This window comes from Amaricoccus sp. W119 (assembly GCF_047275745.1).
Taxonomy (GTDB): Bacteria; Pseudomonadota; Alphaproteobacteria; order Rhodobacterales; family Rhodobacteraceae; genus Amaricoccus.
This window is the reverse complement of sequence record NZ_JBKQWU010000002.1, coordinates 74,635-92,087: the sequence shown is the minus strand read 5'-3', so window position 1 is coordinate 92,087 and position 17,453 is coordinate 74,635. Positions and strand designations below refer to the sequence as shown.

Here is a 17,453-nt window from a genome sequence, read left to right as displayed (position 1 = left end):
ACCGTCCGGCCCGGGGCGCGCGCGCATGTCGTGGAAGCTCTTCTGGCTGCTCGTGGAGGCGGCGCGGCTGACCGTGCTGCTCTCGGCGGCCTCGATCGCGATCGGCTTCGTCATCGCCTGCCTCGTCTGCGCCGGAATGCTCTCGAAGAACCCGGTCGCGCGCGGCGCGGGCCGGCTCTTCGTCAGCTTCTTCCGCGGCACGCCGCTTCTCGTGCAGTTGCTGCTCATCTACTACCTCCTGCCCTCGATTGGCCTCGACGTGCCGAGCGAGGTCGCCGCGATCACCGGCATGGCGCTCTGCACCGCCGCCTATCAGGCGGAGATCATGCGCGGCGGCTTCGGCTCGGTCCCGACCGGGCTCGTCGAGGCGGCGGAGATGACCGGCCTCTCCGCCTCGCAGACCTTCCGCCGGATAAGGCTGCCGATCGCCTTCAAGCTCACGCTGCCCGCGCTCGTCTCCGAGGCGATCATGATGCTCAAGAGCTCCTCGCTGGTCTCGGTCGTGGGCGTCATCGAACTCACCCGGATGGCGCAGGATCTCGCGGCCTCGACCTATCGCCCGCTCGAACTCTACGCGGCGGCGGGGTTCATCTATCTCGTCATCAACCTCGTCGTCGCGGCGCTCGGCACCGGGCTCGAGGCGCGGTTGAAATGGGGGCGGATATGAGTTTCGACGCGGGCCTGATCCTCTCCTACCTGCCCCAGATCCTGACGGGGCTCGGCGTCACGCTCATGCTCTGGGTCGCGGGTTCGGCGCTCGGCCTCGCGGTTGGCTTCCTCGTCGCGGTCGGGCGGCGTTACGGCCCGGCGCCGCTCGGCTGGCTCCTGCGCGGCATCGTCGAGGTAATCCGCGGCACGCCCTTCCTGATACAGGTGTTCCTGCTCTACTACGGCGGCCCCTTCATCGGCCTGCGGCTGGAGAACATCCCCGCCGGCATCCTCTCGCTCACGATCTACGCCGCCGCCTATTATTCCGAACTCTGGCGCACCGGTTTCGACGCGATCCCCAAGGGCCATCTCGAAGCGGCGGATTGCGTGGGTTTCAACCAGTGGCAGACGCTGCGGCGGATTATCCTGCCGGAGATGACGGTGCTGGTCCTGCCCTCGATGGTGAACATGACGATCCTTATCCTGAAGGAGACGGCGATCCTCTCGATCATCTCGCTGCCGGAACTGACCTTGAGCGTGAGCGCGATCGGCTCCCAGCATTACGCCTTCGTCGAGAGCTTCACCGTGCTCGCGCTGATCTACTGGGCGCTCGTCGAGATCTGCGGCGCGCTCGGCCGGCGGGCGGAGGCGCGGCTTTCCAAATACAGGTTCGCGGCATGAATATCGACACACCCGCCGTTCGCATCGAAGGGCTTGCCAAGGATTTCGGCACCACGCGGGTGCTCGACGGGATCAATCTCGACGTGGCGAAGGGGCAGGTCACCTGCCTGATCGGGCCTTCGGGCTCGGGCAAGAGCACGCTGCTCCGCTGCGTCGCCTTCCTGGAGGAGCCGACGGACGGCTATATCGCGATCAACGGAGATCCGCTCGGCTTCGACCGGGCCGCGAAGGGCGGTCGCGTGAAGCTCCCCGCCCGGCAGATCCGCAAGGTACGGAGCCGGATCGGCATGGTGTTCCAGCAGTTCAACCTCTGGCCGCATATGACCGCGCTCGGCAATGTCTCTGAGGCGCTGGTGACGGTGCGCGGCATGAGCCGGGCGGAGGCGGAGGATCGGGCGAGGAAGGAACTCGATGCGATCGGCCTCGGCCACCGCGCCGGGCATTATCCGAGCGAGCTTTCCGGCGGTCAGCAGCAGCGTGTGGCGATCGCCCGCGCGCTGGCGCTCGATCCCGGCATCATGCTCTTCGACGAGCCGACCGCCTCGCTCGACCCGGAACTGACGGGCGAGGTCCTGAACGTGATGCGCCGGCTCGCGGAGAGCGGCATGACGATGCTGGTCGTGACGCATGAGATCGGCTTCGCCGCATCGGTCGGATCGAAGATCGCCTTCCTCGACCACGGCAAGATCCTCGTGGAAGGCCCGCCCGGCACGGTCTTCGCAAAGCCCCGCGAGCCCCGGATCGACCAGTTTCTCGAAACCTATCTCGATCGCGGAGCGGCGACGCTGCTCTGACGGTGGGTGCGAGCACCCACCCTACACGCGCGATCCCGTAGGGTGGGTGCGCGCACCCACCCTACGGGATCGCGCGTGTAGGGTGGGTGCTCGCACCCACCGCCCGGGGCTGTTCGTGCCGGGCGGGTGCGCGCAGCTACCAAGCGCTACCGCAGCGCGGCGCCGATGCGCTCGAGCGCCCAGTCCACCTCGTCCCGCGTGATCACGAGCGGTGGCGAGAAGCGGATCGTGCGTTCATGCGTCTCCTTCGCGAGCAGCCCCTTTTCGCGCAACGCCTCGACCACCGGCCGCGCCGGGCCGGCTTCCGCGTGAAGTTCGACCGCGAGCATCAGCCCCCGGCCGCGCACCTCCTTCACCCGGTTCGAGCGCACCGCTTCGAGCCCTTCGCGGAAGTAATCGCCCAGATCGGCCGAACGTTCGATCATCCCCTCCTCGATCAGCACTCTGAGCGCGGTGCGCGCCACCGCGCAGGCGAGCGGGTTGCCGCCGAAGGTCGAGCCATGCTGGCCCGGCTGGAGCACGCCGAGCACATCCCGGTTCGAAAGCACCGCCGAGATCGGATAGAAGCCGCCGCCGAGCGCCTTGCCGACCAGCGTAACATCCGCCTCGATCCCCTCGTGCTCCTCGGCGAGCAGCTTGCCCGCCCGGCCGAGCCCGGTCTGTATCTCGTCGAGGATCAGCGTGACGTTGTGTCGGGTGCAGAGCTCGCGCGCCTTGGCGAAATAGCCGGCGGGCGGAATGATGACGCCCGCCTCGCCCTGGATCGGCTCGACGAGAAAGGCGACGGTGTTCTCCGTGATCGCGGCTTCGAGCGTCACGGCGTCGCCGAAGGGAATCACCCGGAAGCCGGGCAGGAAGGGGCCGAAGCCGCCGCGCGCCTCCGGATCGGTCGAGAAGGAGACGATGCCGAGCGTGCGGCCGTGGAAATTGTTTTCGCAGACGATGATCTCGGCCCGGTCCTCGGGCACGCCCTTGACCTCGTAGCCCCATTTGCGGACCGCCTTGATCGCGGTCTCCACCGCCTCGGCGCCCGAATTCATCGGGAGGACCTTGTGACTATTGGTGAGCGCCGCCAGTTCCTCGTAGAAGAGGCCGAGCTGATCGTTGCGGAAGGCGCGCGAGGTCAGCGTCAAGCGGCTCGCCTGTTCGATCATCGCGGCGAGGATCTTCGGATGGCAATGGCCCTGGTTCACGGCGGAATAGGCCGAGAGGCAATCGAGGTAGCGGTTGCCATCGACATCCTCGACCCAGACGCCTTCGCCCTTCGTCAGTACCACGTCGAGCGGCTTGTAGTTCCGCGCCCCGAGCCGCTGTTCGAGGGCGATCAGATCGGCGGCGTCGAGCATGTCTCTCTCCTCGGTCACGGGCGGGCGTCGCCAATATCGCCGAAGCGGCGGGCGTTCGGCAGGCGGTCGAGCACGGTGCGTCCGAGCGCGCTGGCGATGAGTTCGACCGCGACGACGGCGCTCTGGCCGCGCATGTCGAGGAAGGGGTTGAGTTCGACCAGATCCATCGAGCCCACGAGGCCGCTGTCGGCGAGCATCTCCATCACGAGATGCGCCTCGCGGTAGGTGGCGCCGCCCGGAACCATCGTGCCGGTACCTGGTGAGACCGAGGGATCGAGACAGTCGAGATCGAGGCTGACGTGCAGGTGCGCTCCGCGCTCGGTCCAGCGGGCGATGCGCTCGCGCATCAAGGCGCAGACGCCCTGTTCGTCGATCGCGCGCATGTCCACGCAGTCGATGCCATGGTCGGTCAGCCGCAGCCGCTCGGCCGCGTCGATCGAGCGGGCGCCGAAGATGTGGATATTCTCGCGCGCCACCGCGCGGAACGGCCGGCTCGGGTCGAGTAGCGGTGCGAGGATCGGATCGCCGGCGAGAAAGGCGAGCGACATGCCGTGCATGTTGCCAGAGGGCGAGGTTTCGGGCGTGTTGTAGTCGGCATGCGCGTCGATCCAGAGCACGGCCAGCTCCTGCCCGCGTTCGGCGCAGGCGCGGGCGACGCCGCTGACGCTCCCCATGGAGATCGCATGATCGCCGCCGATGAAGAGCGGCAGCGGCGATCCGGTCGCGCGGCTCATGGCATGGGCTTCGTCATGGATCGCGCGGGTCCAGCCCGCGATCGCGGCGAGGTGGTTGCAGCGCGCTGCCCATCGCTCGTCCATCTCGACATCCGCTGGCGCCACGTCGCGCAACGTGCCCCGATCGGTGAAGCGGTGGCCGAGACCTGCCAGCATCGGCCCGATTCCGGCGGTGCGGAGCGCGTCGGGACCCATCAGCGTCCCGCGCGTCGCCGCGCCGAGTTCGAGCCCGATGCCGAGCATCGAGATATCGTGCCGGCGCGCCGCGCCAAGGGTCTCGTCCGAACGCGATCTCTCGTACAACGCGCACTCCATGATCGTGAGAAGGGTCAGGTGTCGCGCCCTAATCTAGATCGCGCGGCTGTTAGCGAAAAGTTGGCAATCCGGGACGATCCGCGGGGTTCCTTGACAGATCGTCAGACCAGATTGACACTTCGCCGCATGATGGGCCTCGACGATCTCGACACGCGGCTGATCGGCCTCCTGCGGGCCGATGGAAGGATGCCGACGGCGACGCTGGCGAGGCATCTCGGCGTTTCGCGCGGTACGGTGCAGAACCGGATCGACCGGCTGACGCGCGACGGCGTGCTGCTCGGCTTCACCGTTCGGCTGCGGAACGAGGAGATCGGCGCCGGCGTGCGCGCGATCATGGCGATCGAGCTTCGCGCCGCCGAGGCGCGCCGCGTCGTGGCCGGACTGCGGCGGATGCCGGAAGTCCTGCGCGTCCATTCGACGAACGGACGCTGGGACATGATCGCCGAGCTTGCGACGGCCGATCTCGCGGCGCTCGACGCGGCGCTGACGGCGATCCGCGCGCTGCCGGCGGTGGCGAATTCGGAGACGAGTATCCTGCTGGCGGAGTTGCGGTAACGGGGGCGGGTGCCTGCCCTAACCGGGGAGAAGCCTGCCGGTCCGCTCGGGGAGCGGATCGGCGCCGGCGATCTTGCCGATGATCTTGCCGCTCCAGGCGTAGGGCTGGCTGTGGCGGGCGAAGAGCACGCCCGAGGTCCGCGCGCGGATCTCGACGGGCGGGGTCTCGGCGAGCGGGTCGACGATCTCCGCGACGAGGTCGCCCACGCGCATCTCGGTGCCGAGCGCGGCGCGGTAGATCACGAGCCCGGCCGTCGTCGCGGTGACCTGCTGCATGGCTTCGAGCGGCGTCGCCTCGCAGAGCGCGGCGGGCAGCGGCCGGGGCTCGCCACGCAACACGCCCCGGCGGGTGAGGAAGTTCATGAGTGCCTCGGCATCGGCGCGGGCGCGCGTGAGGTCCACATCGTCGTTCGAGCGCATCTCCAAAGTCGCCGACAGGCAGGCCGGCGGGATCGCCGCGTCGGGATGGTCGCGGGCGAGCGTCCACCACGGGCCGCCGACCGCCTCGTCGAACGGGTTGCCGCCGGAGAGCTCGGCGAGCAGCACCGCCCGCGCGCCGATCTCCGCCGCCAGATCCGCCGCGTCGGGCCAGAGCGGGGTGCCGGTGTAGAGATGCACCTCCGCCTCGTTGTCGGCGTGCAGGTCGAGCATGATGTCGGCGTCATGCGAGAGCGTGAGCAGCGCGTGGCGCAGCGCCGCGACCTCGGTCCGCGGCGCCTGCTCCGCCAGTGCCTCGGCCATCGCCGCGCGGATCGTCGCGACATTCGCCGCCGCGTCCCGCCCCAGACGGCCCGCGAGCCGCGGCGAGACGATGGCGGCGAGATCGAGATAGTCGCGGTTGAAATTGCCGGCCGTGTTGTTCTCGTAGCGCCCGAGCAGGAAACCGGTCCGGTGCTGCGCGAGGCCGATCGGATTGGCGACCGGGACGAGGATGATCTCGCCCCCGATGTCGCCCCCGATCTCGCCCCGGGCCTCCGCCTCGGCCAGCATCTCCGCGAGGATCGCGAGGATCAGCATGCCCGGCAGTTCGTCGGCGTGGAGCCCCGCCTGCAGATAGGCCTTCGGGCGCGCGCCCGGGCTCCCGAACCGGAGCACCGTCAGCTCCCTCCGTGTTCCGGGAGCGATCGGCGGCAGGGGAATCCTGTCGCGTCTGCCCGGTCCTTCGGTCGTCGGTGTGCCAGCCATGCTCCGCCCTCCCTCGCTGATCCTTCGGAAAAGAAGCTTTCCGAGGGCCGCGCCCCGCACTACCACTGGACGGACGGGGCCAACAGGAGCAGCCATGGAGATCGTCTCGTCCTCGGTCTATGTCGGGCCGAACATCCATTCGCGCCGGCCGATGATCCGTCTCACGCTGGATCTGCATCGCCGCGCGGAGACGCCGGTCCGCGACTATGCCGAGACGCTGCTGCCGCCGCTCCTGCGCGAGCTTCCGACGCTGGCGACCGCGCTGACCGAGACCGGCGAGCCGCTGCTTCCCCGGCTGCGCGAGGCTCCGGACTGTCATCTCGGCGAGTTTCTCGCCCATGTCGCCCTCGCGCTCCAGATCCGGGCTGGCGCGCCGTCGGATGGCGCCTTCACCCGCCCCTCGGTCCGGGAGGGGCACGTCGAGGTGCTTTACGGCTACGAATCCCGGGAAATCGGGCTCGAAGCCGGAGAGGTCGCGCGCGAGATCATCCTCGACCTTATCGCCCCGGAGGAGGGAGCCGACGAGGGCGAGATCGCCGCCGAGATCGAGAGTTTCGAACGCTTCGCCAGCCGCCGTTTGCTCGGTCCGACCGCGCTCGCGCTCGTCCACGCGGCGGAGGCGCGCGACATCCCCTGGGCGCGGCTCAACGAGGCCAGCATGATCCAGGTCGGGCAGGGAAAATATGCCAAGCGGATCGAGGCGGCGCTGACGAGCCAGACCTCGCATATCGCGGTCGAGATCGCCTCGGACAAGGAACTCTGCGCCCGGCTCCTCTCCGACCTCGGTCTGCCGGTTCCGCGCCAGATCTTCGTGCGCGACGCGGAGGACGCCGCCGATGCCGCGCGCGACATCGGCTATCCGGTGGTGGTGAAGCCCGTCGATGGCAATCATGGCCGGGGCGTCGCGGTCGATCTCGGGAGCGACGATGAGGTCGCGGCGGCCTATGAGCGCGCCGCCGAGCAAGGCTCCGGCGTCGTGGTCGAGAGCATGATCCTGGGTGACGACCATCGGCTCTTCGTCGTGAACGGCGAGCTTGTCGCCGCCGCGCGGCGGATGCCGGGCCATGTGATCGGCGACGGGCGCCGGACCATCGCCGAACTCGTGGATCAGGTGAACGAGGACCCGCAGCGAGGCGTCGGGCATGAGAACATGCTGACCCGGCTCGAGCTCGACGAGACGGCGGAGGCGCTCCTGGGCGAGCGGGGCTACACGCCTGAAAGCGTCCCGCCCGAGGGAGAGGTCATCTATCTGCGCCGGACGGCGAACATCTCGACCGGCGGCACGGCGATCGACGTGACCGACGTGATCCACCCCGACAACAAGCTGATGGCGGAGCGCGCGATCCGGGGCGTCGGGCTCGACATCGGCGGCGTCGATTTCCTGACCACTGACATCACCCGGAGCTTTCGCGAGACCGGCGGCGCGATCTGCGAGATCAACGCGGGGCCGGGGATGCGGATGCATATCGCGCCTTCGGAGGGCAGGAGCCGCGACGTGGGCGGCAAGGTGATCGAGATGCTGTTCCCGCCCGGCACGCCGAGCCGGATTCCGATCGCGGCCCTCACCGGGACCAACGGCAAGACGACGACGGCGCGCATGCTCGCCCATGTGCTGAAGATGGCGGGGCATGTGGTCGGCCAGACCTCGACCGACGCGGTCTATATCGACGGCAACGTGACGGTGCGCGGCGACATGACCGGGCCGGTCGCGGCCTCGATGGTGCTGCGCGACCCCTCCGTCGACATGGCGGTGATCGAGACCGCGCGGGGCGGGATCGTGCGCGCGGGGCTCGGCTACCGCTATTGCGACGTGGACGCGGTCCTGAACGTGACCTCGGACCATCTGGGACTTGGCGGCGTCGATACCGTCGAGGAACTCGCCAAGGTGAAGCGGCTGGTCGTCGAGGTGGCGAAGGACTGCGCGGTCCTGAACGCGGATGACGAGCAGACGCTGCGGATGGCGGCCTTCACGGAGGCGCGGGAGATCTGCTACGTCACCCGCCGCGCCGATCATCCGCTGGTGCGCGAGCACATCCGGCTCGGCCAGCCCGCCGTGGTGCTGGAGCAGGGCATGAACGGCGACCAGATCGTGATCTACGCCCACGGCGGGCAGATCCCGCTCATCTGGACGCATCTCATTCCTGCGACGCTGGAAGGCAAGGCGTTGCACAACGTCGAGAATGCGATGTTCGCGGCGGCGATGGCCCATGCGCTGGGGCTGACGCTCGACCAGATCAGGAACGGGCTCCGGACCTTCGACAATACCTTCTACCAGAGTCCGGGCCGGATGAACGTCTATGACGAGCATGGTTTCCGCGTGATCCTCGACTACGGCCACAACGAGGCCGCTGTCGGCGCCATGGTCGATCTGGTCGAGCGGCTCAGGCCGCTCGGCAAGCGCATCGTCTGCGTGACCTGTCCGGGGGACCGGCGCGACGAGGATGCGCGGGCGATCGCCGACAAGGTCGCCGGGCATTTCGACGAATACATCTGCCATTCCGACGACGACCCGCGCGGCCGAACTCCGGAGGAGGTGCCGGAGATCATCCGGGCGCGGCTGATCGAACGGGGAGTCGAGGCCCAGCGTATCCGGATCGTGCCGAGCGAGGAGGAAGCGATCGAGACCGCCCTCGGCATGGCGCGGCCGCAGGATCTGGTGCTGATCTTCTGCGAGGCGATCACGCGATCCTGGAAGCGGATCATCTATTTCGATCCGGTCGAGAAGGCCGAGCCGGTGACGCCGGAGGCGCTGGTCGCGGCCGGTGGCTTCGATGTGCCCGAGGGCTACCGCGTCCTGAGCGACGCGCGCGGTGTGCGCATCGTGCCCCTTGACTGACCGGACAGAAGGCATGGCCACCGGCTCCGGTCCGGCCGAGCCCGCCCAGGCCGGCGCAAGGCGGCTCGCCGTGATTGGCGGGCGGCTCGAAGACGACAATGTCGCGGTCTACGCCGAGATGCACCGGATGTCGGGCGGGCGCATCCTCGTCTTCCCGACCGCTTCCGGCGAGCCGCGCGAGGTCGGCGAGGAGACGTTGCGCGCCTTCCAGAACCACGGGTTCGAGGCGGAGGTCTGCGACCTGACGGCGGAGAACGCCGGGCAGGCCGCCTACGATCCGGCCAATCTCGGCAAGGTCGCGGATTTCGGCAGCGTCTATTTCACCGGCGGCGACCAGGCGAAGATCGTCGCGGCGCTGGTCCGGGATGGCGCCGAGACGCCGGTCCTCGCGGCGATCCGCGCCGCGCATCGGGCCGGCGGGCTGATCGCCGGTTCCAGCGCCGGGGCGGCGATGATGTCGGGACCGATGATCCTCGGCGGGACCTCGCTCGAATCCGTCGTGCATGGGTGCGTCACCGACCCGGATCGCCCGGGCCTCCTCATGGGGACCGGACTCGGCTTCTTCGGCTTCGGCATGGTCGATCAGCATTTCATCAAGCGCGGCCGGCTCGGCCGGCTGATCGTGGGGATGGAGGCCGCCGGGGTGCGCCGGGGCTTCGGGGTGGACGAGAACACCGCGCTGCTGGTCGAAGGCGAAGTCGCGCGGGTCCGGGGCGAGTATGGCGTCATGCTCGTGGATCTGCGCCGGCGGACGGCCGGGCCGGATGGAAGGGCGGAACAGGCGTTCCGGCTCTCCTACGTCGATGACGGCGACTGGATCGACCTCGCGCGGCACCGCGCCCACGCGGGCCCGGCGAAGCGACGGGTGCGGCGCTCCGAGATGGCCTATCGCGCGCCCGCGAATTCGCGGCGCAATGTCTTCGGCGCCTATGCGCTTTACGACCTGATGGCGCGCCTCGTGCTGGGCGATCCGGCGCATTACGCGGCCGACCGGGGGGAGGCGCTCGAGGTGCGGTCGGGGATCAGGGCGACGGTGGCGCTCGAAAAGACGCCGCGGGTCGCCGCCGGCATGATCGCGACGCCGGAGACCGGGCTTCGCATGACCGCGCTCAATTTCCGGGCGAAGCTGATCCGCGAGCGCGTGGGAGCGACGGAGACCGCCGCGCTCGTCCGCCGCGGCGCTGGCACGGAGGCGCCGAACCCGAAGGCGCCGGTCATCCTGCTCGGTTCCTCGCCGCTCCGGGACGGAGGCGCGGAGATGCTCGGCGTGGTGCGCGATCTCGTCGGGCAACTGGAGTCCGGGCCACCGGACTCCGGGCCAGCGGTTCCGGGGCCGGTGGAGGTGGGCGTGATCGCCGCCGCCTCCGCCGAGCCCGCGCGCGCCGCCGCCGATCATATCGAGGCGCTGGGGCGGGTGGGTCTGCGCGGGATCGACCTCAGCGTCACCATCGACACGGTCGAGTATGTTTCCGCCGACCCCGCGCGGCTCGACCGGATCGCCGCGCTCGATGCGATCCTGCTCTGCGGCGGCAACCAGATCCGCCTGGTCGAGACCCTGCTGCACCGGGGCGAGGAAAGCGGCGTGCTCGGCGCCATCGCGCGCGCCCATGCGCGCGGCGCGGCGCTCGTCACGCCGAGCGGGGCGGCGGCGGCGGTCTCATCGGTGATGATCGCGGGCGGCTCCTCGGAGGAGGCGCTGCGCTACGGCGTCGCCTCCGATCTGGGGCATCCGGGGCTGGTGATCGAGGAGGGGATCGGCTTCCTCGGCGCGGGTATCGTCGATCAGAACCTGATCTCCTCGGGACGGCTCGGCCGTCTCGTGGTCGCCTGCGCCGAGGAGAACGAGCGTTTCGGCATCGGCGTCTGCGAGGAGAGCGTCGTGATCGCGACCGGACAGGGAACGCGGTTCACGGCGCACGGGCGACATGGCTTCGTCCTCGTCGATACCGGCGCCTCGGCGCTCGAACTGCAAAGCGACAGTTTCGTCGCGAGGGACATCCGCCTCACGCTGGTCGGGCCGGGCGACACGGCGGATCTGGCGAGTGGCGAGGTCATCCGCGCCGAGCCCTGCCTCGCCTCGCCGGTGCTGCTCGGTCGGCTCGCGGATGATCTGGCCCGCGGCGTGGCTCGCCGGGGCGCGCGCGGCGCGCGGGTGAGCTTCCGCGCGACCGGCACCCTGACCGCCGCGCTCGACCTCGAGTCGCCGCGCGACGATTGCGACTGATCAGAGCATGAGCGACAGCGCCAGCACCCAGAGCGAGAGCGCCACGCCGAGGATGAGCGCGTAGGCGCCGTTCCAGACCAGCCCGGCATGGACCGGGCGCACCTTGCCCAGCGCGCCGACCAGCAGGACCGAGGCGGTGAAGGGCGAGGTATTGCCACTCAGCGCCCAGCCGCCGGTGATCGCGGTGACGAGCACCGCCGGATGCAGACCGATCTCGGCGGGCGTGGGCAGGAGCGGGATCAGGAGCGAGACCGAAAGGATCGGATTCATGCCGAGCTGCCCGGTCAGCGGGATGAGCCAGACCATCGCGATCGCGATCAGGACCGCCGGCGGCGCGGTCAGATCCGGGCCGTGGTCGGCCATCAGCGGTACGAGCACGAAGGCGCCGAGGCTGCCGATGAAGGCGGCCATGAAGAGCAGCAGGATCTCGCCCCGGTAGGCGGCGAGCTCGCCGGTCACGAAATCCGCGACCCGCGAAGCGGTATAGGCGCCGCGGTTGATCCCGATCGGCGAGCCCTGCAGGAAGATCCAGAGCACCGCGACGGCGGGGACGACCGACATGACGGCGCCGATCACCTCGACGCCGGTTGCCCAGCGCAGGACCGCGGTCCCGGTCCCGATCGCAAGCAGGAGGAGGAGCAGGGGACGCAGGTTCTCGAACCAGCCGCCCTCTGGCGGGACTTGGGCCGGTGGTGTCCGCGAGACCCGCGGCTTGAAGATCGTGTCGATCGCCCAGCCGCCGAGCAGCATCATCGCGGCGCTGACGACGCAGGGGATCGCGGCCTCGGTCCAGGTCGCCCCGGGGATGAGCGTCGTGGTGATCGCCATCGAGAAGGCGATCGGCGACCAGCAGAGCGTCGCCGCGAAACCGCGATGCACCGCGAGCAGCATGCGCCTCAGTCTGATCCGCCCGATCTCGGGATCACGCTCCCTCGCCACGCTCTCGGCCGCGAGCCCGCCGAGCAGCGAGATCGAGCCGTAGAGCAGGACGAGGCCGAAGAAATGCCCGCCCATGGTCAGCGCGAGATAGCGCAGGCCCGGCGGCTGCCGGGCGAGGAACCGGCCGCAGGCGACGATCTCGCGCGAACTCATCGCCGCGTTCCGGATCGCGGTCAGCGCGGTGAAGAGCGCGACGATGAAGCTGCCGCGCAGGATCGCGGTGCCGACACCGGCGAGCCAGTCGGACCGGGTCGCCGCGGCCCAGACGGTGAGGATGAGGCCCACGAGGATGAAGAGCGTGCGCGACGGCGGGGCCTTGATCCCGAAGGCCGCGACCGCGCCGAGGGAGAGCGCGCCCGCGATCGCGGCGGCGACCGGATGGCCGGTGTATTCATAGGCGATCATGGCGAGCATGACGCCCGCCGGGAGCACACCGGCCAGTCCGGCGAACCGCGCGTCGAGGGGCATTCGTGATCCTTCGCTCCTCGCGCGGGCCGCCCGCGCGCTCCGTCCTCCCCGCCTCAGTTCATCCCCAGGAGCCGGGGCAGAAGCAGCGATATTTCCGGCACATAGGTCACGAGCATCAGGAAGACCAGCGCCGTGAGGAGCCAGGGCAGCGCGGCGCGCGTCACCTCGGTCAGCCCGAGCTTCGAGATCGCCGAGCCGACGTAGAGATTGAGCCCCACGGGCGGCGAGCAGAGGCCGATCTCCATGTTGACGACCATCATGATGCCGAAATGCACCGGATCGACGCCGAGCTTCACCGCGACCGGATAGAGGATCGGCGCCATGATGAGCACGATCGCCGAGGGTTCCATCACCATGCCGATGGCGAGCAGGAGCAGGTTCACGACGAGCAGGAAGCCGATCTTGCCCATGCCCTGATCGACGATCCAGGCCGACATCGCCTGCGGGATCTGCTCCGAGGTCAGGATGAAGGCGAACATGACCGCGTTGGTGATGATGTAGAGCAGCATCGCCGACATCGCCGCCGAGGAGAGCAGCACGCGCGGCACGTCGCGGAGGCGGATGTCGCGATAGACCCAGACGGCGATGACGAAGGCATAGACCGCGCTCACCGCCGCCGCCTCGGTCGGCGTGAAGACGCCGCCGTAGATGCCGCCCATGATGATGATGATGAGCATGAGCCCCCAGATGGACTCGCGGAACGCCTTCCAGCGCTCGGCCCAGCTCGCCTGTTCCATCCGGGGATAGTCGTTCTTCCAGGCGCGGTAGATCGTCGTGCCGCCCAGCATGCTGGCCAGCAGCATGCCCGGAATGACCCCCGCCATGAAGAGCGTGCCGATCGAGGCGGAACTGACCGGCTGACCCTCGGGGCCGGTCACGACCATGCCGGAAGTGGCGACCGCGTACATGACCATGACGATCGAGGGCGGGATCAGGATGCCGAGCCCGCCCGCCGTCGTCACCGTGCCGACCCCGAAGCGCGGCGGATAGCCCTGCTGGACCATCGCCGGGATGAGGATCGAGCCCACCGCCATCACCGTGGCGGGCGAGGAGCCGGAGATCGCCGCGAAGAGCGCGCAGGCGAGCACCGCCGCGAGGCCCATGCCGCCGTACCAGTGGCCGACCATCGCGGTCGCGAAGCGGATCATGCGCCGCGCCACCCCGCCATGGGTCAGGAAGTTTCCGGCGAGGATGAAGAACGGGATCGCCATGATCTCGAATTTCTCGATCCCGGTGAAGAGCTTCAGCGCGATCGAATCCATCGGGATGTCGGCGAAGAAGAACAGGAAGGAGAAGACCGTGAGGCCGAGCGCGATCGAGACCGGCATCCCCGTGGTCAAGAGGACCGCGAGGATCAGGAAGATGATGAGCGCGGTCATCCGTGGCCCCCCTTGGAGACGTCGCGCGCCTCCTCCTTCACCCCTTCGACCGCGCCGAGGTCGTGATGTGCGATTTCCCCGGTCCGGAGGTAACGCCAGAGCGCCTGGACGAAGCGGAAGCACATGAGCGCCGAGCCGAGCGGCACGGCGAGATAGATGATCCACATCGGCATCTCGAGGTCGGGCGAAACCTGCCCGCCCTTTCGCACATGCCAGACGAAATCGGTGCCGATCCAGGCGATGATCGCGGTGAAGAGGATGCCGCCCGACATGGCGATCACGGTGATAATCGTTTTCGCCTTGCCGGTCAGCCGCTCCACCAGCACGTCCACGCCGACATGGATGCCGATCCGCACGCCGTAGGCGGCGCCGAATTTGGCCATCCAGACGAAGAGGTAGATGCAGGCTTCCTGCGCCCAGGTGAGCTTGATCGAATTGATCGCGCGGAAGATGGACCGGGCGGTGTCCTGAAGGCCCGGCATGTCGTTGGATCGGGCGAAGCCGACCAGATCGGCGGCGTAGCCGATGGAAAACCGATGGACGACCGCGACGAAGATCAGCAGGACGGCGAGCGCCATCAGGACCGAGATCAGGATCTCTTCGAAACGGTCGAGGATGCGCAGGAACATGGCAAGCCCCGAATGAAATTCGGCGCGCCCGGATCAGGCGCGCCGTCGGCGGAAGGGGTCAGCTCGCGGTGCCGAGCGCGTCGTAGACCTGCTGGATCAGGTCGGCGCCGATGCGGTCGGACATCTCCTCATGCACCGGGCGAAGCACCTCGGCCCATTCCGCCCGCTCCTCGGGGGTCATCTCGTGGAACTCGGTGGTGCCGGCGTCCATCATCGCCTGGAGCGACTTGTCGTTCTCCTCCTCGGCGATGCCGTTCGCGTATTCGGTCGCCTCGGCCATCGCCTTGTCGAGATTGGCGCGGACATCCTCGGGCAGCCCGTCCCAGAACGGCTTGTTCACGATCACCGCGTAGCCGAGATAGCCGTGGCGCGAGAGCGTGGCGTTGGACTGCACCTCGTGCATCTTCTGGGTGTACATGTTGGAGGGCGGGTTCTCGGTCCCGTCCACGACGCCGGTCTGCAGTGCCTGATAGACCTCGGAGAAGGCCATGACCTGCGGCACGGCGCCGAGCGCCTCCATCTGCGCCTCGAGGATCTTCGAGGACTGGATGCGCATCTTCAGCCCGAGGAAATCGTCCGGGACGATGAGCGGCGAGTTCGCCGACATGATCTTGAAGCCGTTGTCCCAGTAGGCGAGGCCCGAGATGCCCTTGTCCTCCAGGAGCCCCAGAAGCTGCGCGCCGATCTCGCCCTCGGTGATCTTGCGAAGCTGGTCGCGGCCATCGAAGAGCATCGGCAGGTCGAAGAGCTCGAACTGCTGCGCGCCGAGCGGGCCGAACTTCGCGAGCGACGGCGCGAGCATCTGCACCGCGCCGAGTTGCAGCGCCTCCAGTTCTTCCTTGTCCTTGTAGAGCTGGCTGTTGGGATAGACTTCGACGACGGCGGCGCCGTTGGTGTATTGCTCGGCCAGTTCCTTGAACTTGAGCGCGCCCTTGCCCTTCGGCGTGTCGGGTGCGACGACATGGCTGAACTTGATCGTGACGGTGCCCTGGGCCCGGATGATGCCGGGGGCCGACAGGGTGACCGCGGCTGCCCCGGTCAGGGCGTTGAAGCTGCGACGCGTCAGCATGGATCTTACCTCCCGTTGGCCGCCTCCTTAGGCGGCTGTGGGGTAATTGTTGCCATTTCCGGAACGCCGTGGCTACGGCGGAGTTTCGCCGGGCCGGCGCGGCGGCACGTCGCCTCAGTCCCAGCGGAAGGCGATCTTCTCGACGTCGCGGCCGCCGATCCGTTCGACCGCCCGCTCGCGCTCCTGCCCGCCGAGGGCGCGATAAAAGCGGCATCCGACCTCGTTCTCGGCCAGCGCCCAGACGCGCAGCCGGCTGAAACCGTAGGCCTCGAGTTCGCCCCGCGCGGCCTGGAAGAGCCGGCGGCCGAGGCCGAGGCCCTGCGCCTCGGGGGCGAGGTAAAGCTCGAAGATCTCGCCCGTGGTCCGGTCCCCGGCCCGGATCGCGCGCCGGTCGAAGCCCATCGTCGCATAGCCGAGCAGCGTGCCGTCGAGCCCGAGGACCAGCGCGCGTCCGCCGCCGCCGGCCCGCCGCCAGAAGCTGGCGCCGCGGTAGGAGATCATGCGGTCGATCACCGGCCGCGCGAGGATGCCCGCGTAGGCGTTGCGCCAGGACGCGGCGTGAAGCCGGGCCAGGGCGCCGGCGTCCTCCGCCGTCGACCAGCGGATCTTGATCACCAGACATCCCTCCGCGCGTCGGGGAGCGGCTTCCAGCGCGCCGGTTCGGGCGCGGGCTCCTCGGTTTGCAAGATGTGCGTGGTGTCATCGCCGTGCAAGGCGGAGCCCCGGGACGGTCCGCTCAGCGCGCGGCGGAAAGCTGTTGCGTCGAAGCGTCACAGCCCTCGATGTCGATCGCATCCTCCGCGCTGACCAGGGTCATACGCAGATCGCCCCGATCGATCGCGCCCGATCCGGCTTCGATCGGCGCCCGGGCGACCAGCGATCGTTCCAGCGTCTGGGTTTCGGAAGCACCGATCCAGAGACCGGGCTGGGAACTTTCGATCACCGCGACCTGCCCCGGCTCGGCGCGCCGGTTGAAATTGACCGTCGCCGTGACTTCCAGCCCCTCCGGCCTTCGCGCGAGATCGCAGGTCACGCTCGCGACACCGGCTTCCTTCTCCGTCCGCGGCCGGTCGGCGAAGGCGGCGCGGATCGGCGCCGGCTCGGCATCGCCGCGCGGTTCCGGCCCGAAGGTCGCCGCCAGACTGCCTCCGTCCGGCACGCAGACCTCGGCGCAGACGCCCATCACGAGGTCGAGCGCGAGATCGACGGGGCGCGACGGGTCGCGCGGCGTGAGCGTGATCGGCAGGACGACACCGCCCTCGTAGCCGATCGAGCGGTCGCCGAAGGTCTCGAAGACCTTCGGCTTCGGCCAGCTGATCGCGACGCCCGCGAGATTGCGCGACCCGCTCCAGTCGAAGCTGGGCGGCATGCCGATGTCGCCCGGGTTGCGCCAGTAGGTGTGCCAGCCGGGCGCGAGCTTGATTGCGATCGCCGCGACGACGCCGCCCTCCGGGGTGCGCCAGCCGTCGATCAGCGACACGCGCGCGACGCCGTCGGCGAGGTCGGCACGTGCCGCGGGGGCGGCGCCGGCATCACCCGGCGCCAGAACGGCGCCTCCGGCGAGAAGCGCGGCGACCAGGGCGGGGAGGATCAGCGATGGCGGGGCGGCGTGAAACATGATCCCCCCATTTTCCACGTCGCGCGGCCCAGC

General features: G+C 69.2%; 15 protein-coding genes. 6 read left to right on the top strand and 9 right to left on the bottom strand.

What is annotated here, in order from left to right; all coding sequences use genetic code 11:
- The first annotated feature begins 25 nt into the window (after positions 1-25).
- The 3 genes from ACLJK8_RS02180 to ACLJK8_RS02170 are packed head-to-tail and all read left to right on the top strand — an operon-like array spanning position 26 to position 2,123.
- Positions 26-667, top strand: coding sequence for an amino acid ABC transporter permease (locus ACLJK8_RS02180; RefSeq protein ID WP_413148362.1), 642 nt, complete (start codon positions 26-28; stop codon positions 665-667).
- Positions 664-1,329: an amino acid ABC transporter permease gene (locus ACLJK8_RS02175; protein ID WP_413148361.1), complete on the top strand. Its 666-nt coding sequence runs from the start codon at positions 664-666 to the stop codon at positions 1,327-1,329. Before ACLJK8_RS02180 ends, ACLJK8_RS02175 begins: the two co-directional genes overlap by 4 nt.
- On the top strand, positions 1,326-2,123 hold the full coding sequence (locus ACLJK8_RS02170; protein ID WP_413148360.1) for an amino acid ABC transporter ATP-binding protein: 798 nt from the start codon (positions 1,326-1,328) through the stop codon (positions 2,121-2,123). Before ACLJK8_RS02175 ends, ACLJK8_RS02170 begins: the two co-directional genes overlap by 4 nt.
- Before the next feature lie 146 nt (positions 2,124-2,269).
- On the opposite strand, the gene rocD is transcribed toward ACLJK8_RS02170, so the two are convergent.
- Together rocD and rocF are read right to left on the bottom strand one after the other, a co-directional pair.
- Positions 2,270-3,487, bottom strand: coding sequence for an ornithine--oxo-acid transaminase (rocD, locus tag ACLJK8_RS02165; protein WP_413148359.1), 1,218 nt, complete (start codon positions 3,485-3,487; stop codon positions 2,270-2,272).
- On the bottom strand, positions 3,484-4,506 hold the full coding sequence (rocF, locus tag ACLJK8_RS02160) for an arginase (RefSeq protein ID WP_413148358.1): 1,023 nt from the start codon (positions 4,504-4,506) through the stop codon (positions 3,484-3,486). Before rocF ends, rocD begins: the two co-directional genes overlap by 4 nt.
- 138 nt (positions 4,507-4,644) lie before the next feature.
- On the opposite strand from rocF, the gene ACLJK8_RS02155 reads away from it, so the two are divergent.
- A complete protein-coding gene (locus ACLJK8_RS02155) occupies positions 4,645-5,073 on the top strand; it encodes an Lrp/AsnC family transcriptional regulator (protein ID WP_413148357.1) in 429 nt (142 codons plus the stop codon).
- Between the two features lie 18 nt (positions 5,074-5,091).
- On the opposite strand, the gene ACLJK8_RS02150 is transcribed toward ACLJK8_RS02155, so the two are convergent.
- A complete protein-coding gene (locus tag ACLJK8_RS02150) occupies positions 5,092-6,258 on the bottom strand; it encodes a succinylglutamate desuccinylase/aspartoacylase family protein (RefSeq protein WP_413148356.1) in 1,167 nt (388 codons plus the stop codon).
- 94 nt (positions 6,259-6,352) lie between these two features.
- Between ACLJK8_RS02150 and cphA the strand changes: the two genes are divergently transcribed.
- Positions 6,353-9,094, top strand: a complete 2,742-nt coding sequence (gene cphA / locus ACLJK8_RS02145) for a cyanophycin synthetase (RefSeq protein WP_413148355.1) — start codon at positions 6,353-6,355, stop codon at positions 9,092-9,094.
- Between the two features lie 13 nt (positions 9,095-9,107).
- On the top strand, positions 9,108-11,318 hold the full coding sequence (locus tag ACLJK8_RS02140; RefSeq protein WP_413148354.1) for a cyanophycinase: 2,211 nt from the start codon (positions 9,108-9,110) through the stop codon (positions 11,316-11,318).
- Here the strand turns inward: ACLJK8_RS02140 and ACLJK8_RS02135 are convergent, their stop codons facing one another.
- From ACLJK8_RS02135 to ACLJK8_RS02110, 6 genes are all read right to left on the bottom strand, one after another.
- A complete protein-coding gene (locus ACLJK8_RS02135; RefSeq protein ID WP_413148353.1) occupies positions 11,319-12,725 on the bottom strand; it encodes a hypothetical protein in 1,407 nt (468 codons plus the stop codon).
- A gap of 53 nt (positions 12,726-12,778) precedes the next feature.
- Positions 12,779-14,104, bottom strand: coding sequence for a TRAP transporter large permease (locus ACLJK8_RS02130; protein ID WP_413148352.1), 1,326 nt, complete (start codon positions 14,102-14,104; stop codon positions 12,779-12,781).
- A complete protein-coding gene (locus tag ACLJK8_RS02125; RefSeq protein ID WP_413148351.1) occupies positions 14,101-14,733 on the bottom strand; it encodes a TRAP transporter small permease in 633 nt (210 codons plus the stop codon). The genes ACLJK8_RS02130 and ACLJK8_RS02125 overlap by 4 nt, the downstream gene beginning before the upstream one ends.
- 58 nt (positions 14,734-14,791) lie before the next feature.
- Positions 14,792-15,802, bottom strand: a complete 1,011-nt coding sequence (locus ACLJK8_RS02120; protein WP_413148350.1) for a TRAP transporter substrate-binding protein — start codon at positions 15,800-15,802, stop codon at positions 14,792-14,794.
- Positions 15,803-15,916: 114 nt separating this feature from the next.
- Positions 15,917-16,417 (bottom strand): N-acetyltransferase family protein, encoded by a 501-nt coding sequence (locus ACLJK8_RS02115; RefSeq protein WP_413148349.1) that lies wholly within the window; start codon positions 16,415-16,417, stop codon positions 15,917-15,919.
- 121 nt (positions 16,418-16,538) lie between these two features.
- Positions 16,539-17,420, bottom strand: coding sequence for a protein-disulfide reductase DsbD domain-containing protein (locus tag ACLJK8_RS02110; RefSeq protein ID WP_413148348.1), 882 nt, complete (start codon positions 17,418-17,420; stop codon positions 16,539-16,541).
- Positions 17,421-17,453: the final 33 nt, after the last annotated feature.

Coding starts and splice junctions, on each gene's coding strand:
- ACLJK8_RS02135 (WP_413148353.1), bottom strand. CDS start 12,725: ATGCCCCTCGACGCGCGGTTCGCCGGACTGGCCGGTGTGCTCCCGGCG.
- ACLJK8_RS02110 (WP_413148348.1), bottom strand. CDS start 17,420: ATGTTTCACGCCGCCCCGCCATCGCTGATCCTCCCCGCCCTGGTCGCC.
- cphA (WP_413148355.1), top strand. CDS start 6,353: ATGGAGATCGTCTCGTCCTCGGTCTATGTCGGGCCGAACATCCATTCG.
- ACLJK8_RS02180 (WP_413148362.1), top strand. CDS start 26: ATGTCGTGGAAGCTCTTCTGGCTGCTCGTGGAGGCGGCGCGGCTGACC.
- ACLJK8_RS02140 (WP_413148354.1), top strand. CDS start 9,108: ATGGCCACCGGCTCCGGTCCGGCCGAGCCCGCCCAGGCCGGCGCAAGG.
- ACLJK8_RS02130 (WP_413148352.1), bottom strand. CDS start 14,104: ATGACCGCGCTCATCATCTTCCTGATCCTCGCGGTCCTCTTGACCACG.
- ACLJK8_RS02155 (WP_413148357.1), top strand. CDS start 4,645: ATGATGGGCCTCGACGATCTCGACACGCGGCTGATCGGCCTCCTGCGG.
- ACLJK8_RS02170 (WP_413148360.1), top strand. CDS start 1,326: ATGAATATCGACACACCCGCCGTTCGCATCGAAGGGCTTGCCAAGGAT.
- ACLJK8_RS02150 (WP_413148356.1), bottom strand. CDS start 6,258: ATGGCTGGCACACCGACGACCGAAGGACCGGGCAGACGCGACAGGATT.
- ACLJK8_RS02125 (WP_413148351.1), bottom strand. CDS start 14,733: ATGTTCCTGCGCATCCTCGACCGTTTCGAAGAGATCCTGATCTCGGTC.
- ACLJK8_RS02175 (WP_413148361.1), top strand. CDS start 664: ATGAGTTTCGACGCGGGCCTGATCCTCTCCTACCTGCCCCAGATCCTG.
- ACLJK8_RS02120 (WP_413148350.1), bottom strand. CDS start 15,802: ATGCTGACGCGTCGCAGCTTCAACGCCCTGACCGGGGCAGCCGCGGTC.